We start from the raw sequence: 24,396 nt of genomic DNA, 5'->3' as shown, positions 1-24,396 counted from the left end.
CGGCGGGTCAGTCAGGGGTTGGCCTCTGCTGGCACCTCGTCCGTCGCGTCCTGGGCCATCATGATCGCCTCGATCTCCTTCACCAGCCGCGGCGCGAGCCGCTGCCAGCCGGGGTCGTAGCCGTAGGCCTCCGCGAGCCCGACCGCGGAGCGGGTGCCGGTCACGAGGTCGACGTCCTTCGGTGCGATCAGCCCCGGGTGCACCACGCCGATCGCCTCGGACACCTTGAGCAGGTCGCGCCGCAGGGACCGGATGTAGTTGGCGGCCCGGACGCTCTTGAGGCTGACGTCGAGGCCGCGGGTGTAGCGCGGATTCTGGGTGGCCACCCCCACCGGGCAGTGGTCGGTGTGGCACTTCTGCGCCTGGATGCAGCCGATCGACATCATCGCCTCGCGGCCGACGTTGACCATGTCCACACCGAGGGCGAAGGCGACGATGGCGTTCTCCGGGATGCCCAGCTTCCCGGCGCCCACGAAGACCACGTCGTCGGTGAGCCCCGCCTCGGCGAAGCGGCGGTAGACCTCGGAGAAGGCGATCCGGAACGGGTAGGCCACGGAGTCCGCGAAGATCATCGGCGCGGCGCCGGTGCCGCCCTCGCCGCCGTCGATGTTGACGAAGTCGACGCCTCGGCCGCCGCGCGACATCTGCTCGGTCAGCTCGTCCCACATGGTGAGGTTGCCGACGGCCGACTTGATGCCCACCGGCAGGCCGGTCGCCTGGGCGACGCGCTCGACGAAGTCGAGCATCGAGTCGACGTCGGAGAAGACCGCGTGCCGGCTCGGCGAGGCGCAGTCCTCGCCCTCTGGGATGCCGCGGATCTCGGCGATCTCCCGGCTGACCTTCTCTCCTGGCAGCATGCCGCCGAGGCCGGGCTTGGCGCCCTGGCTCAGCTTGATCTCGATCGCGCGCACCGGCGCCGACTGGACGAGGTCCACGAGCCTGCCCATGTCGAACCGGCCGTGCTCGTCGCGGCAGCCGAAGTAGGACGTGCCGATCTGGAACACGATGTCGCCGCCGTGGCGGTGGTGGGTGGACAGAGCACCCTCCCCGGTGTTCTGCAGGCAGCCGGTCATCGCGGCGCCCTTGTTGAGCGACTCGATGGCCTTGCCCGACAGGGACCCGAAGCTCATCCCCGAGATGTTCACGACCGAGCCGGGCCGGAAGGCGTGCGTACGTCCTCTCGCCTCCCCCATCACCTTGGCGCAGGGCAGGACGATCTCCTCCTGCGCGTGCGGCATCGTGGCGGCGCCCGGTCCGGTGAACGTGCGGTGCTTGATGACGGGGTAGCCCTCGACCTGCTCGACGTCGTTGTCGGTGCCGAAGCCGAAGTAGTTGTTCTCCAGCTTGGAGCTGGCGTAGACCCAGCGGCGCTGGTCACGGCTGAAGGGCCGCTCCTCGTCGTTGCTCGTGACGATGTACTGCCGGAGCTCGGGACCGAACTTCTCGACCAAGAACCTGCCGTGCCCGACGATCGGGAAGTTGCGCAGGATCGCGTGCTTGCGCTGGACCAGGTCGTAGGCCGTCGTCGCGGCGCCGGCGACGGCGGTCCCTCCGAGAATCGCGTACCTCCACCTCATGCCACGTTCCTAGCCCCCGGGACGCGGCTTGTCGAGGACGCTCCCTCCCTCGGGGCGGGGTCAGGCCAGCTCGCCCCGCGCGAGGCTGACGCCCGAGTGGGTCGGGTCGCCGTCGTCGGGCTCCACCGAGATGTCGACGATCCGGTAGCCCTCGTCGATGAGCCCCTGCGGGACCTGGAACTCACCGGTGTCGCCCTCGGCGAGCACGCCCAGCGCGACCATGCGGGTGCCGTCGACGTTGATCAGCCACACCTCGTGGAACCCGTCCTCGTCGCCGAGCTCACGGGCCTTGACCCGCAGGGTGAGGGTGCCGTCGTCCCGTACGGCGCTGGCGACGCCGCGGTCGGCGTCGCTGTCGAGCGCGGTGAGGTCGGCCGCCGCCACGACCGAGCCGGGGTCCTGACGACCCGGGGACCCGGGCTCGGCGACGGTCAGCCGGCCGAGGCCGAGCCCGGCCACGAGCGCGACGGCGGCGGCAGCAGCAGCCGCCCAGGCGGGGACGCCGCGGCGCGGGCGGTCGGCTCGCGTCGGCAGCGGCACCGGCTGCGCGAGCTCGGGACGAGTCGCGCGGACCTCCTCCAGCACCCGCTCGCGCACGCCCGCCGGTGCGGGCACCAGCGCCTCGGCGCCGGCGAGACGGCGTACGTCGACGAGCGCGGCCAGTGCGGCAGCACAGTCCTGGCAGGACCCGACGTGGGCCCGCTCGTCCTCCGATCCCTCGGTGGGGTCGAGGGCGAGTGCGGCCAGCCGGTCGAGGTCCACGTGGTCAGTGAGGTCACCGTGACTCATGACGCACCCCCTCGAGCTGTTGGTGGAGCTTGACCAGGCCCCGGCGGACGTGGCTCTTGACGGTGCCGAGAGGCAGTCCGACCGTCTCGGCGATCTCTGCGTGGCTGCGCTCCTCCCAGAAGGCCAGGAACAGGATCGTGCGACGCGGGTCGGGGAGCTCCTCGACGGCCTGGCGCACGACGAGCCGGTCGGCGATCTCCTCGTCCGCGGCCGAGGTGTCGGCCTCCAGGGCACCGGGCACGGCGGCCGCCGCGGCCACCCGCTCGGCGTCGCGGGCACGGGCGGCCCGGACGTCGGCCACCTTGTGGCGGGCGATGCCGATGAGCCAGGCGGGGAGGGCAGCCGGGCTCGGCGTCAGCGTGTGGCGGCTGCGCCACGCGCTGATGAAGACCTGCTGGGTGACCTCCTCTGCGTCGTGCACGTCCTGGAGGGCGCGCAGCGCGTAGGTGTGGACGAGCGCCGACCAGCGGTCGTACACCGCTTCCAGCGCGGTCTCGTCACCCTCGACAAGGCGGGCAGCGAGGGACCGGACGACGTCGCCCTGGTCCTCCTCGGACTCCCTCAACCCGCTGGTCACGGCGCCACCGTACCGGCGGGGCCTGCGGGTGGGGAGCGCGATCACGGTCATCGGCGCTCCCCACCCGTCGTACCTGTCGCTGCCTGCCGGACCTCAGAGGTCGATCGGGCGCAGCACCCGGTCGATCCCGTGGGCGACCTGCTTGTTGCCCTTGTTGAGGTCGATGGCCTTCAGGATGACCTTCGGGTCGCGGTCGTTCTTGTCCCGGTCCTTGAGCGTGATGCTCAGCGAGGGCTTCTTGCGGATGTCGACCCTGACCTTGCCACCCTGGGCGGTGGTCAGCCGAGCGCCGTCGGCCTTGAGCACCTTGCCGCTCGTCAGCGTCTTGCCGGCGACCACGTGGTAGAGCAGCACGGTCTCGATGGTGTCGACACCGGCGCGCTCGACGAGGGAGTCGAAGATCTTCTTCTCGCTCCTGACCGTCTTGCCCGTGAGGTCCTCGAGCAGCAGGCGGAAGGCCTGGTCGGTGGGCGCGAAGACCGTGGCGCGCTTCGTGCCGTCGGCCAGCACGCCGACCGGGGAGCCGGGCTTCGCGCCGACCACGGCCAGGGCGGCCTCGGTCACGATGTCGAAGTCGTTGCGGTTCTTGTCGAACGTGTTGCCGTCCGACGTCAGCAGACCGGCGAGGCTCTCCTCCCCGACGGCCTTGGCGCTGGCGGCGGGGGCGGTCGCCTGCACGGCACCGAGCGCGAGGGCCGAGGCGGCGAGGAGGGCAGGTACGCGTCGCTTCATGGGAGGTCCTTCCATCGGGGGGCTCCTGGTGGTGCCCTGTCGACCTCTTCTCCGGACGAACCGCCCGCCCGGATGCACCTGCCCGTAGATTTCTTTCCATGGACCTGATCCCCAAGCCCGACCAGGTGGTCTCGGCGGCCGGAAATGTCGCCCACACCTTGCTCTACGGCGGGCTGGCCGACCTGCGGCCGATGCCGCGGACGCTGATCGACGACGGGGAGCTGCGCGAGGTCTACCACTACCGGCCGGCCAAGGACGTCGAGGAGACCGGCGACCCGGTGCTGCTCGTGACGCCGCTGGCCGCCCCCGCGCTGTGCTTCGACCTGCGCCGCGACTGCTCCCTGGTCGAGCACCTGGTGACGCAGGGGCGTCCGACCTACCTCGTCGAGTACGGCCAGGTGTCGTTCAAGAACCGTGCGCTCGGCGTGGAGCACTGGGTCGACGAGGTCCTGCCCGAGGCGATCCGGACCGTGCACGAGCACTCCGGTGGTCGCGGCGTGCACCTCGTCGGCTGGAGCCTCGGCGGGATCTTCGCCCTGCTCGTCGCGGCCGACCGCCAGGACCTCCCGATCGCCTCGCTCACGGTCATCGGCTCCCCCGTGGACGTGACCAAGGTGCCGCTGGTCGCACCGGTCCGTCCACTGCTCAACCTGACCCAGGGCACGGGAGCGATCACCCGGGCCTATCGGGTGCTGGGCGGGGTTCCGACGCCGCTCGTCAACTGGGCCTTCACCGCCGCGAGCGCGCAGAAGGTCGTCACCAAGCCGCTGGCGGTGCTCACCCACCTCGACGACACCGACTACCTCGCGCAGATGGAAGCGGTCACCCGCTTCATGTCCAACATGACCGCCTACCCCGGTCGCACCTTCGGCCAGCTCTACCACCGGTTCGTCAAGGGCAACGCCCTCGCGAAGGGCCGGATGCCGCTCGGCGACCGCACGGTCGACCTCGCCGACATCACCGTGCCGGTGCTGGTCTTCGCCGGCAACACCGACGGCATCGCCCCGCTCCCCGCCGTACGCGCGGTGGTGCCGCTGCTGACCGGGTCCCGGGAGGTGCGCTTCGAGATCGTGCCCGGCGGACACCTCGGGATGCTCACGGGACGGGCCGCCCGCGGGACGACCTGGACCGTCATCGACGAGTGGGTCGCCCAGTGGTCGGGCCAGGCGCCGGTGAAGGCCGCCCGGAAGGCGCCTGCGAAGAAGGCTGCCCCGGCGAAGAAGACCGCCGCTGCGAAGAAGGCCACGGCTCCGAAGAAGACCGCCGCTGCGAAGAAGGCGCCGGCCAGGAAGGCCCCGGCGAGGAAGGCGGCCTCGGCCGGCACGATCGGGTCCAACCCGACCCGGCGCTACGGGTCGGCAGGCTCGCGGTCGTTGGGGCGCTGAGCGGGACGATCCCGGCATCCACCGTGGCGGCGTACGACATCCGTCCCACGAGGGTGGCGGCACACGACATCCCCGGCGACGATCGGCACGTCGTATGCCGCCAGGGTCAGCGGCACCAGGGTCACATGCCGCCAGGGTCGAGCGACGACACGGTCCCGGCCGCCACCGTGGCGGCGTACGACATCCGTTCCCACGAGGGTGGCGGCACACGACATCCCCGGCGACGATCGGCACGTCGTATGCCGCCAGGGTCAGCGACATCGACGTCGTATGCCGCCAGGGTCGAGCGACGACACGCACCGCCAGGGTGGCGGCCCTAGAGTTCGGCCCATGACGACGGACCTCGCGCCCGCGCGGCTGCCCCGGGGCGTCCGGCGGAAGAACGCGTACGCCGACGCGGCCAGCACGAAGAACAGCAGGACCCATCCGGCCTCGAGCCCCCGGTGGCCCAGGTCCGGTGCGGCAAAGATCAGGGCCACGGCGGAGGAGCCGGCGTGAGCGCGCTCGCCGGACTCGTCGAGAAGGGCCTGGTCGCGCCCGACTGGGCCGAGGCCCTCGCCCCGGTGGACGACCGCATCGCCGCGATGGGCCGGTTCCTGCGCGAGGAGGTGGCTGCCGGCCGCGGCTACCAGCCGGAGGGGGACTTGGTCTTCCGGGCGTTCCGGCGCCCGCTCGCCGACGTACGCGTGCTCGTCGTGGGGCAGGACCCCTACCCGAACCCGACCCACCCGATCGGGCTCAGCTTCGCCGTGGAGCGGCACGTGTGGCCCCTGCCGCCGAGCCTGGTCAACATCTACGTCGAGCTGCGCGACGACCTCGGCATCGTCCCGCCCCGGCACGGGGACCTGTCGGCCTGGGCCGACCAGGGCGTGATGCTGCTCAACAGGTGCCTCACCGTTCGACCCGGCGACTCCAACAGCCACCAGGGCAAGGGCTGGGAGGCGATCACGGAGCGGGCGATCGTCGCGCTCGCCGAGCGCGGCGGCCCGTGCGCCGCGATCCTCTGGGGGCGCCACGCGCAGTCGCTCAAGCCGCTGCTCGGACCGATCCCGTCGGTCGAGTCCCCGCACCCGTCGCCGTTGAGCGCACGCCGGGGATTCTTCGGCTCACAGCCCTTCAGCCGGGTCAACCGGCTGCTGGAGGAGCAGGATGGGAGCCCGGTGGACTGGCAGCTGCCGGAATATAATTGAAATCTGTACTATTGAGGATGTCATGAACACTTCGATGCCTGCCCTCTACATCGGCCACGGTGCGCCGCCGCTCCTCGACGACCCCATCTGGTCGGGGCAGCTGGCTGCCTGGGCCAAGGACCTCCCCCGCCCGAAGGCCATCCTCATCGTGAGCGCCCACTGGGAGTCGGCCCCGGTCAGCCTCACCGCGAGCCACGCGCCGCTGGTCTACGACTTCGGTGGGTTCGCGCCGAAGTACTACCAGATGACCTACGAGACGCCGGACGCCACGGCGCTGGCCCAGCGGGTCGCGGCGATGATGCCCGACAGCGAGCCGGTCCACCAGCACGCGTCGCGCGGCCTCGACCACGGCGCCTGGGTGCCGCTGAAGATCATGTACCCCAAGGCCGACATCCCGGTGCTGCAGATGTCCCTGCCCACCAGCGACCCGCACCGCCTGATGAAGCTCGGCGAGCGCCTGCGTCCGCTGCGCGACGAGGGCGTCCTCATCATCGGCTCGGGCTTCCTCACCCACGGGCTGCCGTTCCTCAAGGACTGGAGCATCGACGCCGCTGCCCCCGGCTGGTCGAAGGACTTCGACCTGTGGGCCGCCGAGGCGCTGTCGCGCGGCGACGTCGACACCCTGGCCGACTACAGGTCGAAGGCGCCCGGCATGCCCTACGCCCACCCGACCGTGGAGCACTACATCCCGCTCTTCGTCACCCTCGGTGCGGCGAGGGCCGCCGACGAGCCCGGCACCCAGGTCATCGACGGCTACTGGATGGGGCTGTCCAAGAGGTCTCTCCAGGTCGCCTGACCCTCGGGGCTAGTGTCGGTCCGTGCGCGTCCTCTCGATCCAGTCCCACGTCGCCTACGGCCACGTCGGCAACTCCGCAGCCGTCTTCCCGCTCCAGCGCCTCGGCCACGAGGTGTGGCCGGTGCTGACGGTGAACTTCTCCAACCACACCGGGTACGGCGCGTGGCGGGGGCCGCTGATCGCGGCCGAGGACGTCGCCGCGGTGATCACGGGCATCAGCGAGCGTGGCGCCTTCGAGACCTGTGACGCCGTGCTCTCGGGCTACCAGGGGTCGCCGGAGATCGCGGACGTCATCGCCGACGCCGTCGCGCAGGTGAAGGCGGCCAACCCGGGGGCGACGTACACCTGCGACCCGGTCATGGGCAACGCGACGTCGGGCTGCTTCGTGAACCCGGCGATCCCACCGAAGTACCGCTCCACGGTCATCCCGGTCGCCGACGTGCTGACGCCGAACCAGTTCGAGCTGGGCTTCATCACCGACCGCGAGTCGCTCGGAGGCCCGTCCTCCCTCGAGGACATCCTGTCCGCCGTCGACGAGGTGCGCGACCTCGGACCGGCGACGGTCCTGGTGACCTCGGTGGACCGTGACGGCGCGCCCGACGACGCGATCGAGATGCTCGCCGTCACCGAGGACGGCGCCTGGCTCGTCGCCACGCCGCGCCTGCCGATGAAGGCCAACGGATCCGGCGACATCACCGCGGCCCTCTTCACCGCGCACCTGAAGGACACCGACTCCCCGGCCGACGCCCTCGCCCGGACCGCGTCCTCGGTCTTCGCGGTGCTCAAGGAGACCCTCGACTCCGGCGAGCGCGAGCTCCGCCTGATCGCGGCGCAGGACGCCATCGCCGCCCCTGCCTGCGAGTTCGAGGTCGCGCAGGTCCGCTAGTAGGACTTGCCGTCGGCGTAGCGCTGTCGTCGCCACGCCCGGCCATCTCCGCGGTTGCGTGCCTTGAAGGTCGGCAGCTGGGAGTCGCAGTTGGGACAGACCAGTCGGAGGTTCTCCCGACGATTGTTGCTTGCGTCGCCGTCGACGTGGTCGAGGATCAGCCGGAGTTCGGCCCCCTGCCAGGGCGTCGGGCATCCGCAAAGCGCGCACGCATTGCCCTGCTCGTCGAGCAGGTAGGCGCGAATGTAGTGACCCACTCCGCTACCGACCTGGGCGATGCCGGTCTCGAGCCACCGCTCGACGTTGCGACGACGCTCCATTGCGCGCTGGCAGCGGTTGCTGCAGAACACCTTCTGGTGCCGCTTCGTGAGGGCGGCGCCGCACCCGAGGCAGGCCATGTCGAGACCCTAGAACGGGGCACCGACACTCGAGCCGCGTGAGAGATTCGAACTCTCGCAACCCAATTTACAAGATTGGTGCTCTACCCCTGAGCTAACGCGGCGTGCTGCTGCAGCCCGGCAATCCTAGTCAGGTCGCGATGTGCTGGGAGGATGACCCCCGTGAGCCTCCTCCACCTCCCCCACCACGACGGCTCCCCGCTCTACGTGTCCGACGAGGCGCCCGCCCTGGGCGACACGGTGACCGTGCGCGTGCGCACCAGCGCCGACGACCCGGTGGACGCGATCTGGCTGCGGACGACGTACGACGCGGAGCCGGTCTTCCACCCGACGACCTCGACCACCGTGGGCGACGTGGTGTGGTGGGCGGCCGAGCTGCCGGTGCACAACCCGGTGACGCACTACCGCTTCCTCCTGGTCCGCGCCCTGCCGGACGGGCAGCACGACCAGGAGTGGCTCACGGGCTCGGGGATCGTCGGCCACGACGTGCCCGACGCCGCCGACTTCCGGCTGTCCGCCTACCCCTCGGCGCCCGACTGGGGCCGAGACGGTGTCGTCTACCAGGTCTTCCCGGACCGGTTCGCCCGGTCGGCGGCCGCCGACGAGAGGGAGGTCCCCGACTGGGCCCTCGCCGCCGCGTGGGACGACGAGGTGGCCTTCGAGGGCCACGACCCCGGCACGCCGATGCAGCTGTTCGGCGGCGACCTCGACGGCATCACCGAGCACCTCGACCACATCGCGGAGGTCGGCGCGGACGTCGTCTACACGACGCCGGTCTTCCCCGGCGAGAGCAACCACCGCTACAACGCGACGACCTTCACCGAGGTCGACCCGCTGCTCGGCGGCGACGAGGCGTACACCCGGCTGAGCACCGCGGTCCACGCCCGCGGCTGGCGGATCCTGGGTGACCTCACCACCAACCACACCGGCGACACGCACGAGTGGTTCCTCTCGGCCGTCGACGACCCCGACGACCCGCACCGGTCCTTCTACTACTTCGACGACGACGGCACCTACGCCTGCTGGATGGGCCACGGCACGCTGCCGAAGATCAACCACGCCAACCTCGACGTGCGGCACGCGATGGTCGAGGGCCCGCACTCGGTGGTCGGGCGGTGGCTGCGCCCGCCCTACGACGTGGACGGCTGGCGCATCGACGTCGCCAACATGACCGGCCGGCTGGGCGCCACGGACGTGGCCCACGAGGTGGCCCGCGCCGTGCGCGCCACCGCCGCCGAGCTGCGCACGGACCCGTGGGTCATCGGGGAGCACAACCACGACGCCACCGGGGACGTCGACGGTGACGGCTGGCACGGCACCATGAACTACTCCGGCTTCTCCTGGCCGGTGTGGTCGTGGCTGCGCGACCCGGCCTCGCCCGCGCGTCCCTTCGGCCGCCCCGTCCCGGTGCCCCGTCGCGACGGTGGCGCGGTGGTCGACACGTTCCGCGCGTGGCAGGGCACCCTCGGCTGGCGGGCCACGTCGTCGAGCTGGAACATCCTCGGCTCGCACGACTCGGCCCGGATCCGCACCGTCGTCGGCGGCGACGCCGCCGTGCACCGCGTGGCGGCCGGGCTGCAGTTCACGCTGCCCGGGGTGCCGATGCTCTTCGCCGGCGACGAGATCGGCCTCGAGGGCGTCAACGGCGAGGACGCACGCCGCCCCATGCCGTGGGACCGGCCCGAGCAGTGGGACCGCACCACCCTCGCGGCGTACGCCGACCTGGCCCGGGTGCGCCGCGCGCACCCGTCGCTGCGGCGCGGAGGTCTGCGCTGGGCCCACGTCGACGCCGACACCATCGCCTTCGTGCGCGAGCTCGAGACGGAGTCCGTCCTGGTCGTGGCCCGGCGCTCGGCCGCCGGCGCGTTCACCCTGCCGCTCGGCCCCGGCACGCACGTGTTCGGGTCGGAGCCGGGCGGCGCGGACCTCCCTGCCTCGGGCGGCGGCATCGAGGTGCCGGCCACCGAGGGCCCGCGGGTGGACGTCTGGACGCTGGCGTCATGAGGATTGCGGGTCCGAACCCGCACAATCCATGACGTAGGGGCTACGGTCACCCCATGGCCATGCGGATCGTCGCCAGCCGGCCCGACCCGGCCATCCTCACGCTGCCGTGGGACACCCCGCTCGAGGAATGGCCGGACGACGTCGTCGTACCCCTGCCACGCGGACTGTCGCGCCACGTGGTGCGGATCGTGCGGCTCGGCGCCAGCGTCTACGCGGTCAAGGAGACCCAGGACGACATCGCGTTCCGGGAGTACCGGATGCTGCGCGACCTGCAGCGCATCGGGATGCCCGCCGTCGTCCCGCAGGGCGTCGTCACGGGCCGGGAGGACGCGGACGGCGAGGAGCTGCCCGCCGCGCTGATCACCCGTCACCTCCAGTTCTCGCTGCCCTACCGCAGCCTGTTCAGCCGCGGCATGGACGCCGAGCACGTGCCGATCCTCATCGACGCGATCGTGGTCCTGCTCGTGCGCCTGCACCTCGCGGGCTTCTACTGGGGCGACGTGTCGCTGTCCAACGTGCTCTTCCGGCGCAACGCCGGCGAGTTCTCGGCGTACCTCGTGGACGCCGAGACCGGCGAGCTCCACGACTCGGTCAGCGACCGGCTGCGGGAGTACGACATCACCGTCGGCTGCGAGAACATCTTCGCCGAGCTGATGGACCTCAGCGCCAGCGGTGCGGTGCAGCGCCCGATCGACGGCTTCGAGATCATCGACCACCTGCGCGAGCGCTACGAGGCGCTCTGGCGCGAGCTCACCGACCTCGAGGAGTTCCGCGCCGACGAGATGTGGCGCATCGAGCGCCGCGTCGAACGGCTCAACGACCTCGGCTTCGACGTCGACGAGCTCGACATCGTCACGGACCTCGACGGCGACACGATCAGGATCCAGCCGAAGGTCGTCGACCTCGGCCACCACACGCGCGAGATCCAGGCGCTGACCGGCATGACCGTGGAGGACAACCAGGCCCGGCGGCTGCTCAACGACCTGGCCTCGTTCACCGCCCACTACGACCTGGGCCGCGAGGACAAGCACCTGGTGGCCAGCAAGTGGATGCACCAGATCTTCGAGCCGATCATGGCGATGATCCCGCCCGACGCGACGGGCAAGCTGGAGCCGGCCGAGATCTTCCACGAGATCCTCGAGCACCGGTGGTACCTCTCCGAGCAGGCAGGTCACGAGGTCGACATCAAGGAGACCGCGCGCGACTACATCGACCGCTTCCTGACCGCCAAGCCCGACGAGGCGATCACGGGGCAGGAGTGACCGGTGCCCAGTCACCGACGAGCCAGGAGCCGTCGGTGCGCAGCCGCACCCACTGCAGCCCCACCGGACGGCCGTCGGCGTAGGTCACCAGGCTGACGTCCGCGTCGCGGCGGGGCTTGCTGCCCAGCGCGATGGCGTACGCCGCTCCGCCGGTGGTGCCGTTGGTCCAGGTGTAGCCGGTGGCGTCGTCGCCCTCGCCCTCGACGGCGTCCGGACCCGCCTGGACGTGGGTGTGCCCGCCCACGACGAGGTCGACGCAGCCGCGGTCCAACGCCTCGCGCCCGAGGTTGGCGTCGTGGACCAGCACCGTGCTCACGCGCTCGCCGTCCTCCGCGGCGGCGCAGGCCGCGTCGGCCAGCCGCTCGCCGACCTCGGTGAAGCTCAGGCCCGACTCGTCGCGCCAGCTGCCCAGCCCGCTGCTGCGGGGGTCGTCGACACCGAGGAGGGTGCCGCCCCATGGAGCGTCGACCACCTCGCCGTCGAGCATGGTCCAGCCCTGGTCGGCCAGGTAGGTGCCGACGAAGGTCCCGTGGTCGTGGTTGCCGGTCACGCCGAAGCGGTCCCAGTCGTCGAAGGTCCCCGCCAGGGAGTCGAGGCTGAACGCCTCCCACGGCTGGCCGGTGGACGTGTCGTCACCCGCGTCGAGGACGACCGAAGCGCCCGCGGCCTCGCCGATCGCGCGAGCGACCCGGTCCATGCCGATGTTGTCGTGCCGGTCGCTGACCAGCAGCGCGACCGTCTCGCCCTCCTCGGGCTCCCGCAGGTCGAGCGCGGCCGCCCCCTCGGCGGCGGTGGAGTAGAACGCCTTGCTCTTGTCGTAGGTGTCGATCGCGCTGAGCACGAGCCGCTTGGACTGGGTGGTGACCGGTCCGGTCCGGATCTCGATGTCCTGCACCTCCTGGGGCAGGACGACGTCGGGTCCCGCGAAGTCGGCGAGCGTCTGCCACTCCCCCTGGTCCTGCTGCGTCTCCTCGCTGGACTCCCAGGGCTGCCAGACCAGCAGCGGCAGCGCGAGCAGCAGCACCAGTGCCAGCTGTCCCTGGCGGGTGCCGAGTCCGCGGAAGAGCTGGCCACGCCGGTGCCGTCCGAGCAGCAGGAAGAAGGCGACCGGGACGAGGCCTACGCCCAACCCGCGCAGCGCGGCGGACACCGCCATGTCGACCACGACGCCCTGCACCTTGTCGACAGGGGCGGTCGGGTCACCGGCGATGTAGGCGTAGCGCTCGACGAGCTCCTCGATCGAGCCGACCTCGGTCTTGCCGAGGGTCAGGTCGACCCCGACCGGCCCGACGTCACGGATCCGGAGGTCGGGCAGGAGCGGCCCCGTCCGGACGAGCGCGTCGCGCGACATCGTCGGGCGCACGACCGTGTCGTGGCCCACCAGCACCACGGTCCGGCTGCTGTTGAGGAACAGCGAGACCGCGACCACCAGCCCGAGCGTCGCGCTCAGGCAGCCGAGCACGACGCCGACCAGCAGTCGGCGCGAGAGGCTCATCCGCGGGCGGGCCTCATGCCAGGCGGGCCTGCGAGATCGCGTAGAGGGCGACGGAGGCGGCCACGCCGGCGTTGAGCGACTCCAGCTGGCCCGCCATCGGGATCGAGACGATCTGGTCGCACGTGTCGGCGACGAGGCGGCCCAGGCCCTTGCCCTCGGACCCGACGACCACGACGAGGGGACCCTCGGCGAGCCCGCCCGGGGCGACCAGCTCGGGCAGGGAGATGTCGCCGTCGGCGGCCAGGCCGACGACCATGCAGCCGGCGTCCTGGTAGGCCTTGAGCTGCCGGGTGAGGTTGACCGTCTGGGCGATCGGGAGCCGCGCGGCCGCGCCGGCACTGGTCTTCCACGCCGAGGCGGTCATGCCGGCGGCCCGCCGCTCCGGGATGAGGACGCCGTGGGCACCGAAGCCGGCCGCCGAGCGCACGACGGCGCCGAGGTTGCGCGGGTCGGTCACCTGGTCGAGGGCGACGATGAGCGCCGGCTCCTTGGCCTCGGTGGCGCGGTCCAGCAGGTCGTCGGCGTGGGCGTACTCGTAGGCCGGGAGGCGAGCCGCGAGACCCTGGTGCACGGCCCCGCCCGTCATCCGGTCCATCTCGTTGCGGGTGACCTCGAGCAGGGTCAGGCCCTGCTCGGCGGCGAGCTTGAAGGCCTCGCGCATCCGGCCGTCGCGCTCGGTGCCCTCGGCGACGTAGACGGCCGACACGGGCACGCCGCCCTGGAGCAGCTCCACCACGGAGTTGCGACCGGCCGCCCACTCGGCATCGGTGGTCGTACGACGCTTGGGCTTGGCCGACTTGTCACGCTCGGCGCGCTTGGCTGCCTTGTGCGCCTGGTGGTAGGGCCGGTCCTTCGCCTTGGGGGTGGGGCCCTTGCCCTCGAGCCCGCGACGCACGCGACCACCGGAGCCGGCAGTGGGGTTGCCCTTGCCGGTCTTCTTGATGGCGCCCTTGCGCTTCGAGTTGCCTGCCATTGGTTCACACACTCCACTTCGGGCCGGTCGGGGTGTCCTCGACCTCGATGCCGGCTGCCTTGATCTGGTCGCGGATGGCGTCGGCGCGGGCCCAGTCCTTGGCCTCGCGTGCGGCCGCGCGATCGGCCAGCAGCCCCCGCACGAGGGCGTCGACCACGTCGGTGAGCTTGTCGTCGGACCCGCCCGTCGCCCACGCCTCGTCGGCCGGGTTGAGCCCCAGCACGTCGAGCATCGCGATGACCTCGCCGAACTTCTGGCTGAGCGCCTCGGAGGGCCCCTCGGCCAGCACCCGGTTGCCCTCGCGCACGGAGTCGTGGATGACCGCGACCGCTGCGGGAGTGCCCAGGTCGTCGTCCATCGCCTCGACGAACGCGTCGGGCAGCGCCGCGAACCAGCTGCCGACGACGGGGGCGGCACGGTCGAGGAAGTCCTCGATCCGGCGGTAGGCCTTGGCCGCCTCGTCCAGGGCCTCGAAGGAGAACTCCACGTGCGAGCGGTAGTGCGCGGCCACCATGTAGTAGCGCAGCTCGTTGCCGCGCACCCGCTCGAGCACCGACGGGATGAGCAGGGAGTTGCCGAGCGACTTGCTCATCTTCTCCCCCGCCGTCGTGATCCAGGCGTTGTGCAGCCAGTACGACGCGAACGGGCGGCCCGCCGCGCGCGACTGCGCCTGCTCGTTCTCGTGGTGCGGGAAGCGCAGGTCGACGCCGCCGCCGTGGATGTCGAAGGCGGGGCCGAGGTACTTGCCGGCCATGGCCGAGCACTCGATGTGCCAGCCGGGACGACCGGGGCCCCACGGCGAGGGCCAGGCGGCGGTCTGCGGCTCCGTGTCCTTCTTCCAGCCCTTCCAGAGGGCGAAGTCGCGCGGGTCCCTCTTGCCACGCGGGTCCGCGTCGCCGGCGGGCTCCATGTCCTCGACCTTCTGACGGGTCAGCTCGCCGTAGGCCGACCAGCTGCGCACGTCGAAGTAGACGTCGCCGCTGCCGTCCTCGGCCGCGTAGGCGTGGCCGCGGGCGACGAGCTGCTCGATCAGCTCGACGATCTCGGGGACGTGGCCGGTGGCGCCCGGCTCGTACGTGGGCGGCAGCACGTTGATGGCGGCGAGCGCCGCATCGAGCTCGCGCTTCATCGCGGCAGCGAGGGCGTACCAGTGCACGCCCTGCTCCGCGGACTTGGCGAGGATCTTGTCGTCGATGTCGGTGACGTTGCGGATGAAGTCGACGTCGTAGCCGGTCGCGGTCAGCCACCGACGCAGGACGTCGAAGTTGACCGCCGAGCGCACGTGACCGACGTGCGGCTCCGACTGCACGGTGAGGCCACACACGTAGATGCCCGCCTTGCCCTCGACCAGGGGGACGAAGTCGCGGGTCTCGCGCGTGGCGGTGTCGTGGAGCCTCAGTGTCACGCGGCCGAGTCTAGGGGCGGGTGTCTCCCAACGCAGAAGTCCCGAGCCACCGCGGGGGTGGCTCGGGACTTCTCGCGTTCAGCGGCCCGTGGTCAGTTGACCCACAGGTGGGTGCTGGCCCATCCCTGACGGGTGCGGTCGTTGCCCAGGTAGGTCACCTTGACGCGGAACCTCCCCTTCTTGGGGACCTTGACCTTCGCGACGACCTTGCCGTCGACGACCTTGCGGGTCACCTCGATCTTGAAGGTGCCACCGACCTTCTTGAGGACGATGCCGACCTTGCCCTTCACGTCCTCGCCGAACGCGACCTTGATCCTGGCCTTGGTGCCGGACGTGATCGCCTTCGGCTTCGCCACCGTCACCTTGGGCTTCGCCTTGGTGATCGTGACCGTGACGGTGCCCTGCGACGCGGCGTGGGTCGCCGAGCCGAGGTACTTCACGGTCAGGGCGTGGCTGCCGATCTCGAGGGTCTTGGCAGCCAGCTCGATGGTGGCCGAGCCGCCCGAGAGGGTGGCGGCGCCCAGCTGGGTCGCGCCGTCGTAGAGCTCCACCGAACCGGTCGCCGCCGCCGGAACCACGCTGACCGTCACCGAGCCGGTCTTCGACCACTGGATCATGGCGTCGCTTCCGGACACCGTGGTCGACGCCTTGACCACGGTCACGGAGACCGTGCCCTGGGAGGGCTGGGTCCTGCTGTCGCCGAGGTACTTCAGCGTCAGCGTGTGGGTGCCCATGGCCAGGGCCTCGGCAGGAACGGTGATCGTCGTGGCGTCGCCCGTGAGGGTGCCTTCGCCGATCTTCGTCGTGCCGTCGTAGAGCTCCACCGTGCCAGTGGCCGTGCCCGGCGTGACCGTGACGGCGACCGAGCCGGCCTGGCCCCACGTGATGTCCGCCGCCGTGCCGCTGACCGAGGACTCGAGCGACATCACCGCAACAGGCAGACGGGAGACCGTGCCCGTGGCCGCGCCCGTGAGAGTGAACCACTGCGTCCCGTTGGCCAGGCCCGACGGGAGCGGGAAGCTCACGCTGGCCGCACCCGGGACGTCGTACGGCGTCGTCGGCAGGGCGGTCGTGACCGGGAAGGTGCCCAGGTCGGTGGACCCGTAGGACACCACCACCGACGAGTCGGTGACGTCGGTGACGTCAGCCGAGGTGCCACCACCGGTCATGGACAGCGAGTCCACGGGGATGGTGACCGTGTCACCTGCCGCGAACGGTCCGGCAGGAACGCGGGCGCCCACGCCGTGCTGGCCGTAGTCGACCGGAAGAGGCGCGTCGGACGCGCGCTCGGCCAGGTAGTCGACCGTGGCCTGCAGGTCGGTCTTGCCCGTGTCCTGCTTGTTGGTGCCCAGCGTCAGCGCCCGGAAGTTGTCACCGCCGACAGCGAGGAAGCTGTTGGCCGACACCGTGTAGGTCTCCGCCGGGTCGATCGCGACACCGTTGAGCCACATCCCGGTGATCCGGTTGCCCTCCGCCTTGGACGAGTCCTCTGTCCAGGTGAAGCCCTTGGAGGTGCCCAGGCGCAGGAACGGCCGCGACGGGATGTTGTTGTCGGGGTCGCGCTGCCACTGCTGCTCCAGGAGCAGCTTGACCTGGGCGCCCGTCAGGTCGACGGTCACCAAGGTGTTGGCGAAGGGCTGGACGTTGGCCGCCTCGCGGTAGGTGACCGGGCCGGGACCGTTGTCGGTGCCGATCAGGTCGTCACGCAGGCCGCCGGGGTTCATCACGCCGATGTCGGCGCCGGTCTTCCAGCGCTGCATCTCCGCGACCAGGTTGCCCAGGGTCGACTCGCCACCGCGGTTCTCGACGACCCCGCTCTGGGGGTCGACACGCCGGGCCCGCTTGAACGGAGCCGCGACCTGGCCGAGCTCGACTGCGCCCTCGGTGTTGGCCACCTGGACCGCCTGGTCGACGATGGCCTTGGTGGCGCTGTCCTCGTCGTAGTCCTTCATCGCGAGCACGTGCTGGCGGATGCCGGTCAGGTTGGCGGTGCCGACCTCGAAGTCGAACTCGAGCTGGTTGAGGTAGGAGCCGTACTGGCCGGCCGAGACCACCGGACGGTCGAGCTGGCCCGCCACCGGCACCTTGCAGTTGTACTTGAGGTGCGTGTGGCCGGAGATGATCGCGTCCACGTTGTCGCTCGCGCCGTGGACGATGCGACCGAAGGTCGAGTCCTCGTCGGTCTTGATGGTCGCGCAGCTCGGGCTGGGCGCACCCTCGTGCACCAGCTCGATCACCAGGTCGCACGCCTCGCCGCCACACCCGTCGGTCTTGAGCTCGGCCGCCGCCGCGTTGACCTCGTCGACGATGCTCGTGATCTCGAGACCCGCGATCGCGTCGGGCGCGACCAGGGAGTCGAGGTCCTCGGTGACCGCACCCACGAAGCCGACCGAGATGCCCTGGCCGCCGTTGAGCGTCGGGAAGTCCTTCCACCAGGTGGCGCCGTTGGAGTGGGCGAAGTTGCCGTCCGTGCGGTCGGACTTGAGGGCGTACTCGCCGTCCTTGCGCACGTTGGCCGCGATGTAGGGCCAGTCGGCCCCACCTTCGGCGTGGGTCTGCGACATGATGCGGTTCATCAGGTCGTCGTAGCCCTGGTCGAACTCGTGGTTGCCCGCGGCGGACACCTCGAGACCGGCCTCGTTCATCGCGTCGATCGTCGGCTTGTCGTTCTGGATGAACGACTCGAACGTCGATGCGCCGACGATGTCACCGGCCATCACGAACGCGGTGTTGTCGTTGGCGGCACGCAGGCCCTTCACGGCGCCGGCCATCGCCGCGGCACCCGCCGACGCGCTCGCCGGGTCGTCGAGCAGACGACCGTGGAAGTCGTTGGACGCGAGGACCTGGACGGTGTCGACGGTCGCCGGGGCGGCCGAGATCGGGGCCTTGATGCCGATGATCTCCGGGTTGTGGTCGGAGGACCGGAACGCGGTCTGGTCGTAGAGCGGCGTGACGTTGTAGTTGAAGCGGCTGTACTCGTAGTAGACCGGCTCGTTGGCGTTGATCGGCCAGATCGTGGCCTCTTGCACCATGGCCAGCGCAGCGTCGTTGGCGAACACGTGGTCGAGCGAGCCGGCCAGGCCACCGAAGAAGTAGCTGGTCTCTCCGTTCTTGGCGTCCAAGGGGTTCCAGCCGAGGCTCTCGAGCGTGGTGATGGGGTCCTCGGCGGAGTAGGCGTTGTAGTCACCGGTCATGAAGACCGGCGCGATGCCCTTGTCCTCGACCAGCGAGTCTGCGAAGGCGTCGAGAGCCCTGGCCTGACGGACGCGGTCACCGTTGTAGGAGCCCGCCCCGTTCCCGGTGTCCTCGTTGTCCGTGCCCGCGATCGTGCTCGGGTCGTCCGGACCACCCTTCGACTTGAAGTGGTTGGTGATGACGATGAAGGCGTCGTCACGCGTGCCGTCGACGTGCTTGAAGGCCTGCGCCAGTGGCTCACGCGCGTTGCGCATGGCCGGGGAGTTGACCAGGATCTGCGAGGCACCGATCGCCTTCACCGAGCGCGGGTTGTAGATGAACGCGTTGCGGATCGCGTCCTGCTCCTGGACCGTCGGCTGCGCCTCGGGGCGCGGGCTGGGCACGAAGGCCCAACGCGGCGCCTCGCCCGGGTGGTTGGCGTCCCAGTCGGCGTTGAGGGCGGCGACGAGCACCTTGAGGGCCGCGTCGCGGTCGGAGTAACCGAGCTTGACGGGGTTCTCGACCTCTTCGAGGCTCATCACGTCGGCGTCCATCGTGTTGATGGCGGCGACCTCCTTGACCTGCTGCCGGCTGAGACTGGCAGCAGTCGCGGCGCCGCGGGGGCCGATGTCGGGCAGGGTGCCGGGCGGCTGCGTGCGCGGGTCACGCCACGTGCAGGTGTTGGCAGTGATGCGGTTGCCCTGGCGGTCGTTGTAGTAGGTGCACTTGCGGTCGGTGCCCGGGTAGGCGTCGCCGCCGGTGGTCACCCAGTCCTGCGCCGGGTGGACGAAGTAGTTGAGCATGTTGAACGTGGCGATCTTGAGGTTGCCCTCATCGCCCAGCACGCTCTCGGGTGCCGCCGGCCGGTCCTGCTCGAAGGCGACCTGGCCGCTGCCGTCGTTGCCGGGCTGGATCCGGCTCGACGGCTGGAGGCGCCAGCTGCCGAAGCGGTAGTCGAGGACGACGGGCTTCACGAAGGTCGCCCCGGCGCCCGCGCGGACCGTGTTGGTCAGGGTGAGCCAGGGATAGGCCGTGGTGGCGTTGAAGCTCACTGTGGCGCCGTCGTCGAGCACGACGCCGTGCGCGGCGTTGAAGGCCGTGATGTCCGCGAGCTTCGCGGTCTCGGTGGGCTTCGCCAGCTCGAGCGGGACGTAGAGCGGCTCGTCGGAGGCCATGGCCAGCTTGAACTCACCACGCATCGAGGACGAGCCGACGCCGCCGCTGTAGGAGTCGGTGACGGTGTGCGGACCGGCGGGGAGGAAAGCCTCGTGCTCGTGCGCCTCGCGCAGTGCGTCGAGCTCGGCGCCCGTGGGGCACGCACCCGGGGCGCAGTCGGTGCCGGGGATGACGGTGCCCGGGACGACGGCCTCTGCGGTCGTGGCGGTGCGGGGCTCGACGAAGTCGCCCTTGGTCACGGTGATCTCGGTGATGCCGCCGAACTCACTGACACGACCGCTGAGGATCTTGACGTGGTCGCCGATGGCAGGGGGCGTGTAGCTGGGAGCGGCGCCCTGGTAGACGAAGAGGGCGTCGGAGGCGCCGGGCGTCTCGTCGGACGCCGCGTCGTATCCGGCGGTCTGGATGACATAGCCGTTGATGCCGCCGTCGGGGTAGCGGGCGGTGACGATGCCCTCCACCGCGACGTCCTGGCCCGCCAGCGGGGAGGTCTCACCGGTGCCCTGGATGTCGGGGATGGAAGTGAGCGGCAGGTCCGGCAGGTCGGAGACGGTGATGACGAACTCGGCCGTCGCGGTGGCGGAGGCGGCGTCGGTGGCCGTCGCGGTCACGGTGTAGGTGCCGGCCTGGGTGGGCGTGCCGGACACGACGCCGGCGCTGCTCACGGTTATCCCGTCGGGGAGCCCCGTCGCGGTCCAGGTGTACGGCGCCTTGCCACCCGAAGCAGCCAGGGTGAACGAGGCGATCGGCTTGCTGACGTAGCCGGTCTTGTCGCCCGGGTCGGTGGCCGCGAGCGGAGCCGGAGCGCCGCCGGCGGCGATGTTGATGTTGTCGATGCCGACGTGCTCGTTGCTGCCGGAGGCGTTGTCGATGGTGATGACGCGCAGGAAGACGTCGGACTGGCCGTCGACGGCAGACGGGAGCGACGCCGACACGTGGCTGGTCGGCACGGTGGTGTTGCTCGCCACGGTCGCGTCGGTCAGGTAGGCGGAGGGGACGTTGGTGTAGGCACCCGACGTGCCGACGCGGTACTGCAGGGCGACTCGCGTCGGCTGGTCGTCGGCGCTGCTGTCGAGGTCCTGGACGTCGTAGTCGACGGTGAAACCGGACTTGCCGGTCGCGTCGAGGTGGAGGACCAGCAGCGGGGCCGTCTGCGTCCCCGTGGCACTCAGCGCCACCGTCTTGCTGGCTCCCGGGACGTTGTAGAAGCCGAGGACGCCTCCGGTGCTCACAGTGTTCGGCACAGCCGTGGCGGCCTGGAGCGAGAGGGCCGAGGTCAAGGTGCCCTCGGCCGTCAGCGTGCCCACATCCGTGGTGTTGGGCGCGTTGTTCGCCGCGATCGACGTGCCAGTGTTGAAGCCCTCCACCCCGGGGAAGTCCGCCCACGTGCTCGCGGCGGTGAGCCCCGACCAGTCCTGGGTGTAGGGGAACGTCGAGATCGCGGAGCTGACGCTCGCGCTCGCGGGGGCACCGAACCCCAGCGCGAGCGGCGCTGCGACGAGAGACAACAAGGTGGTGAAGTTGAGCGCTGTGCGCCACGTGCGTGAGGGCAAGGTGAGAGGTCCCCTGGGATCGAGGGCCGCAGGACAACCCGATGGCGGCCGAGCACAGGCTAAGTGGCACCACCGACATGTGGCGGAAAACACCTGACATCGGCCCGCGGCAATTTCGTGAACATTCGCCCTAGAGTCCCTCGATGGGGTGGAGCCGTGTGACTACTGGGACGGATGAGGTCGCGCCGGGTTATCGTCGGGCGGTGCTCCGACGCCCCGCCGCCCTCGCCCTGGCCCTCCCCCTCCTGCTCGGCAGCGTGCTCGCGGCCCCCGCAGGCGCCGCGACGCACAGCGACGAGCGCCAGCGGGCGACGCCGCAGGTCGCGCTGACGTCCTGGAGCAGCTACGCCGACTTCAAGGCGGGCAAGCGACGCGGTCTCAAGCTCGGCCGCGGCCAGGTCTCGCTCCTCACCCCGAAGCCGCGCACCGTGGCCGGCCGTGCCTACGAGGCAGGCACCTGGACCTCGCCGTGGGCCACACCCGGCTTCGGCGCCACCGACCTCGTCCCGACCTGGGAGGCGGCGACCCCCGGCAGGAGCCTGGTGCGGGTCGAGGTCCGCGCCCGCGCGGCCGACGGCACCACCGGCACCTGGGACACCGTCGCCGACTGGGCGCGGACCAGCCGTCCCGTTCCGCGTACGACCTACTCCGGCCAGAGCGACGACCTCGGCCGCGTCAGCGTCGACACCTGGTACGCCACCAGCGTGGTCACGTCCTGGCAGGTCCGGGTGACCCTCATGCGTCCGCGGGGCTCCAGCCTCGGTGTCGCCCTCGAGCGTGTCGGAGCGGTGGCCTCGGCCGACGCCGCGACCCCCCGCCCCACCTCCAAGCCCGGCCCGGGCGTCGGCACCGTGCTGGCCGTCCCGACGTACTCCCAGATGGTGCACAGCGGCCACTACCCGCAGTGGGGCGGAGGCGGTGAGGCGTGGTGCTCCGCGACCTCCACGGCCATGGTGCTCGGCTACTACGGCATCTCGCCGACCCCCACCGGGATCACGCCCGGCCACGTCGACGCGGTCGTCGACCACACCGCCAAGATGGTCTACGACCACGGCTACGACGGCACCGGCAACTGGGCGTTCAACACCGCCTACGCCGCGACGCTCGTCGCCGGCGACTCCTACGTCACCCGGATGCGCGACCTGCGCGAGGCCGAGGACCAGGTCGCGGCCGGGGTGCCCGTGATCGCCTCCATCGCGTTCGGTCGCAACCAGCTCACCGGCGCGCCCATCTCGGCCAGCAACGGCCACCTGCTGGTCATCGTCGGCTTCGAGGCCGACGGCGACGTCGTCGTCAACGACCCGGCCGGCGCCAGCAACGGCGAGGTCCGCCGCGTCTACGACCGCGCGCAGTTCGAGCGGATCTGGCTCGCTGCCTCCGGCGGGACGGCGTACGTCATCCGCAACAGCTGAGCGTCAACGCGCGCTGATCTCGATGGTGTGCCACCCGGTCGCGCCGTCGGGGTCGGGCGCGCGCTCGACGCTGGTCTGGGTCGCACCGTCGCGGCCGGTCGCGCGCACGCGCAGCTCGTGGTCGCCCTCGGGCACGTCGAGCGTGACGGTCCACTGGACCCACGTGTCGAGCGACGGCACGAACCCCAGCTCGGCGCGCGTCCACTCCCCACCGTCGAGCTGGACCTCCACCGACGCGATGCCGGTGTGCTGGTGCCAGGCGACACCGCCGACCGAGACCTCCCCCGCCTCGACGTCGTCACCCGAGCGCGGCACGTCGATGCGCGAGGCTATCTTCACGGGCCCCTCAGCCGACCAGCCCTTGGTCGTCCAGTAGCCGACCGCCTGGTCGAACGTGGTGACCTCGAGGTCGACGACCCACTTGGTCGCGGAGACGTAGCCGTAGAGGCCCGGCACGATCGTGCGCACCGGGAAGCCGTGCTCGATGGGCAGCGGGCGCCCGTTCATCGCCACCGCCAGCATCGCGTCGCGGTCGTCGGTCAGCGTCTCCAGCGGCGTCGCGCAGAACCACCCGTCGTGCGAGGTCTGCAGCACGCAGTCGGCCTCGTCGGCGACGCCGAGGTCGGCCAGCAGGTCGGCGATGCGTACGCCGCTCCAGCGAGCGTTGCCGACCAACCCGCCGCCGACCTCGTTGCTCACGCAGCTGAGGGTGATCCACGACTCCGTCAGCTGGCGGGCGACGAGCTGGGAGTAGCTCAGCGTCAGCTCGCGGTCGACCAGGCCGTGGATGCGCAGCGACCACTCCTCCGGCTCGATGACGGGCTTCGCGATGGTGGTGTCGATCAGGTAGAAGTCCTCGTTGGGCGTCTGCCAGGGCGCGATGCCGCGTAGCCCGAGCGACGTCGAGGCCGGCGCCTCGCGCCGGGTGACGCCGGGGATGCGCAGCAGCCGGCGGCTCGCCTCGACATGCCGCCGGCCAGCCCCGACGAAGCGGCCCGCGACCGCGATCCCGATCGATGCGAGACCCACTGCACCCGCGACCATCACGAACACCCGCCGCTCGCGCGACACGAGGTCGGGGGCGCGCTGCTCGCGGCGGAGCGCGTCGTTCAGCGCCGAGTGGACGGTGACCCAGGTCAGCAGCCCCACGAGCACGGGCAGCGCGTCGACCAGTCCCGCGCTGCGCTGGATGACCACAGCAGCCAGGCCGACGCCGGCGAGGGCCACCCACACCAGGACGGGCCGCCACCAGGACCGGCGGGCCAGCGCACCGGCACCCGCGAAGCAGGCCAGGAGGAAGACGAGGATGCCGACCACGAGAGCCGGTTTGTCGAGGTGACCCAGGACCGAGATCGCCCGCTCGGCGACGGCACCCGGGGTGAGCCTGATGAGCATCTCGGCGACGGCGACCACCGGTGACTCGCGGATGGTGAGCACCATCGCAGTGGCATAGCTCGTCGCCAGCCCCGCGAGCCCGGCGAGGACTCCGGCCAGCACCCAGGGAGGACGGCGAGTGGTCACGCGTCCATTGTGTCGGGCGTCAGGCATGATGCCGACGTGAGCACCCCCCGCATCGGCATCGGCACCGACGTCCACCGCTTGGCCGAGGGTG

The 24,396-nt window shown here is 71.1% G+C and carries 18 protein-coding genes and 1 tRNA gene; 8 read left to right on the top strand and 11 right to left on the bottom strand.

Annotation, left to right across the window (positions count from 1 at the left end; translation table 11 throughout):
• Positions 1-11: 11 nt before the first annotated feature.
• The 4 genes from ACS3YM_RS01505 to ACS3YM_RS01490 all read right to left on the bottom strand — a co-directional run bounded on the left by ACS3YM_RS01505 (position 12) and on the right by ACS3YM_RS01490 (position 3,675).
• A complete protein-coding gene (locus ACS3YM_RS01505) occupies positions 12-1,577 on the bottom strand; it encodes a glutamate synthase-related protein (RefSeq protein WP_439938277.1) in 1,566 nt (521 codons plus the stop codon).
• Between the two features lie 60 nt (positions 1,578-1,637).
• Positions 1,638-2,366 carry an anti-sigma factor gene (locus tag ACS3YM_RS01500; protein ID WP_439938276.1) on the bottom strand — a complete coding sequence of 243 codons (729 nt, stop codon included), beginning with the start codon at positions 2,364-2,366 and terminating at the stop codon, positions 1,638-1,640.
• Positions 2,353-2,943 (bottom strand): RNA polymerase sigma factor, encoded by a 591-nt coding sequence (locus ACS3YM_RS01495; RefSeq protein WP_439938275.1) that lies wholly within the window; start codon positions 2,941-2,943, stop codon positions 2,353-2,355. The genes ACS3YM_RS01500 and ACS3YM_RS01495 overlap by 14 nt, the downstream gene beginning before the upstream one ends.
• Before the next feature lie 93 nt (positions 2,944-3,036).
• Positions 3,037-3,675, bottom strand: a complete 639-nt coding sequence (locus ACS3YM_RS01490) for a fasciclin domain-containing protein (RefSeq protein WP_439938274.1) — start codon at positions 3,673-3,675, stop codon at positions 3,037-3,039.
• Between the two features lie 98 nt (positions 3,676-3,773).
• Between ACS3YM_RS01490 and ACS3YM_RS01485 the strand changes: the two genes are divergently transcribed.
• The 5 genes from ACS3YM_RS01485 to pdxY all read left to right on the top strand — a co-directional run bounded on the left by ACS3YM_RS01485 (position 3,774) and on the right by pdxY (position 7,932).
• A complete protein-coding gene (locus ACS3YM_RS01485; protein ID WP_439938273.1) occupies positions 3,774-5,060 on the top strand; it encodes an alpha/beta fold hydrolase in 1,287 nt (428 codons plus the stop codon).
• A 330-nt stretch (positions 5,061-5,390) separates the two neighbouring features.
• Positions 5,391-5,558, top strand: coding sequence for a hypothetical protein (locus tag ACS3YM_RS01480; protein WP_439938272.1), 168 nt, complete (start codon positions 5,391-5,393; stop codon positions 5,556-5,558).
• Between the two features lie 29 nt (positions 5,559-5,587).
• Positions 5,588-6,250, top strand: coding sequence for a uracil-DNA glycosylase (locus ACS3YM_RS01475; protein ID WP_439939816.1), 663 nt, complete (start codon positions 5,588-5,590; stop codon positions 6,248-6,250).
• A gap of 22 nt (positions 6,251-6,272) precedes the next feature.
• Positions 6,273-7,046, top strand: coding sequence for a dioxygenase family protein (locus ACS3YM_RS01470; RefSeq protein ID WP_439938271.1), 774 nt, complete (start codon positions 6,273-6,275; stop codon positions 7,044-7,046).
• A gap of 22 nt (positions 7,047-7,068) precedes the next feature.
• Positions 7,069-7,932, top strand: coding sequence for a pyridoxal kinase PdxY (gene pdxY, locus ACS3YM_RS01465; RefSeq protein ID WP_439938270.1), 864 nt, complete (start codon positions 7,069-7,071; stop codon positions 7,930-7,932).
• Here the strand turns inward: pdxY and ACS3YM_RS01460 are convergent.
• Positions 7,929-8,330 (bottom strand): HNH endonuclease, encoded by a 402-nt coding sequence (locus tag ACS3YM_RS01460; RefSeq protein ID WP_439938269.1) that lies wholly within the window; start codon positions 8,328-8,330, stop codon positions 7,929-7,931. The genes pdxY and ACS3YM_RS01460 overlap by 4 nt on opposite strands.
• Before the next feature lie 32 nt (positions 8,331-8,362).
• Positions 8,363-8,434, bottom strand: a tRNA-Thr gene (locus tag ACS3YM_RS01455).
• A 58-nt stretch (positions 8,435-8,492) separates the two neighbouring features.
• Between ACS3YM_RS01455 and ACS3YM_RS01450 the strand changes: the two genes are divergently transcribed.
• Entirely contained in the window at positions 8,493-10,334 is a 1,842-nt protein-coding gene (locus ACS3YM_RS01450) for an alpha-amylase family glycosyl hydrolase (protein WP_439938268.1), read from the top strand.
• A 53-nt stretch (positions 10,335-10,387) separates the two neighbouring features.
• Positions 10,388-11,596 (top strand): DUF4032 domain-containing protein, encoded by a 1,209-nt coding sequence (locus ACS3YM_RS01445; protein ID WP_439938267.1) that lies wholly within the window; start codon positions 10,388-10,390, stop codon positions 11,594-11,596.
• Here the strand turns inward: ACS3YM_RS01445 and ACS3YM_RS01440 are convergent.
• The 4 genes from ACS3YM_RS01440 to ACS3YM_RS01425 form a co-directional block, all read right to left on the bottom strand.
• The gene (locus ACS3YM_RS01440) at positions 11,580-13,091 is read right to left on the bottom strand and encodes a metallophosphoesterase (RefSeq protein ID WP_439938266.1); all 1,512 of its coding nucleotides are present in this window, start codon (positions 13,089-13,091) and stop codon (positions 11,580-11,582) included. The genes ACS3YM_RS01445 and ACS3YM_RS01440 overlap by 17 nt on opposite strands.
• Positions 13,092-13,104: 13 nt before the next feature.
• Entirely contained in the window at positions 13,105-14,064 is a 960-nt protein-coding gene (gene rlmB / locus ACS3YM_RS01435; RefSeq protein WP_439938265.1) for a 23S rRNA (guanosine(2251)-2'-O)-methyltransferase RlmB, read from the bottom strand.
• 4 nt (positions 14,065-14,068) lie between these two features.
• A complete protein-coding gene (gene cysS / locus ACS3YM_RS01430; protein ID WP_439938264.1) occupies positions 14,069-15,469 on the bottom strand; it encodes a cysteine--tRNA ligase in 1,401 nt (466 codons plus the stop codon).
• Positions 15,470-15,561: 92 nt separating this feature from the next.
• Positions 15,562-21,372 carry an ExeM/NucH family extracellular endonuclease gene (locus tag ACS3YM_RS01425; protein WP_439938263.1) on the bottom strand — a complete coding sequence of 1,937 codons (5,811 nt, stop codon included), beginning with the start codon at positions 21,370-21,372 and terminating at the stop codon, positions 15,562-15,564.
• A gap of 203 nt (positions 21,373-21,575) precedes the next feature.
• On the opposite strand from ACS3YM_RS01425, the gene ACS3YM_RS01420 reads away from it, so the two are divergent.
• Positions 21,576-22,784, top strand: a complete 1,209-nt coding sequence (locus tag ACS3YM_RS01420; protein WP_439938262.1) for a peptidase C39 family protein — start codon at positions 21,576-21,578, stop codon at positions 22,782-22,784.
• A 3-nt stretch (positions 22,785-22,787) separates the two neighbouring features.
• Here ACS3YM_RS01420 and ACS3YM_RS01415 read toward each other — a convergent pair whose 3' ends face one another.
• On the bottom strand, positions 22,788-24,305 hold the full coding sequence (locus ACS3YM_RS01415) for a molybdopterin-dependent oxidoreductase (protein WP_439938261.1): 1,518 nt from the start codon (positions 24,303-24,305) through the stop codon (positions 22,788-22,790).
• Positions 24,306-24,396 lie beyond the last annotated feature (91 nt).

The sequence above is a fragment of the Nocardioides sp. N13(2025) genome, from assembly GCF_051912545.1.
Taxonomy (GTDB): domain Bacteria; phylum Actinomycetota; class Actinomycetes; order Propionibacteriales; family Nocardioidaceae; genus Nocardioides.
Note: the sequence above shows the minus strand (reverse complement) of the source record. Positions and strands in the feature narration are given on the sequence as shown.

Excerpts from the sequence above, each read along its gene's own strand:
- ACS3YM_RS01490 (WP_439938274.1), bottom strand. The coding sequence starts at position 3,675 with ATGAAGCGACGCGTACCTGCCCTCCTCGCCGCCTCGGCCCTCGCGCTC.
- ACS3YM_RS01500 (WP_439938276.1), bottom strand. The coding sequence starts at position 2,366 with ATGAGTCACGGTGACCTCACTGACCACGTGGACCTCGACCGGCTGGCC.
- ACS3YM_RS01460 (WP_439938269.1), bottom strand. The coding sequence starts at position 8,330 with ATGGCCTGCCTCGGGTGCGGCGCCGCCCTCACGAAGCGGCACCAGAAG.
- ACS3YM_RS01505 (WP_439938277.1), bottom strand. The coding sequence starts at position 1,577 with ATGAGGTGGAGGTACGCGATTCTCGGAGGGACCGCCGTCGCCGGCGCC.
- ACS3YM_RS01480 (WP_439938272.1), top strand. The coding sequence starts at position 5,391 with ATGACGACGGACCTCGCGCCCGCGCGGCTGCCCCGGGGCGTCCGGCGG.
- ACS3YM_RS01470 (WP_439938271.1), top strand. The coding sequence starts at position 6,273 with ATGAACACTTCGATGCCTGCCCTCTACATCGGCCACGGTGCGCCGCCG.
- ACS3YM_RS01445 (WP_439938267.1), top strand. The coding sequence starts at position 10,388 with ATGGCCATGCGGATCGTCGCCAGCCGGCCCGACCCGGCCATCCTCACG.
- rlmB (WP_439938265.1), bottom strand. The coding sequence starts at position 14,064 with ATGGCAGGCAACTCGAAGCGCAAGGGCGCCATCAAGAAGACCGGCAAG.
- ACS3YM_RS01485 (WP_439938273.1), top strand. The coding sequence starts at position 3,774 with ATGGACCTGATCCCCAAGCCCGACCAGGTGGTCTCGGCGGCCGGAAAT.
- ACS3YM_RS01440 (WP_439938266.1), bottom strand. The coding sequence starts at position 13,091 with ATGAGCCTCTCGCGCCGACTGCTGGTCGGCGTCGTGCTCGGCTGCCTG.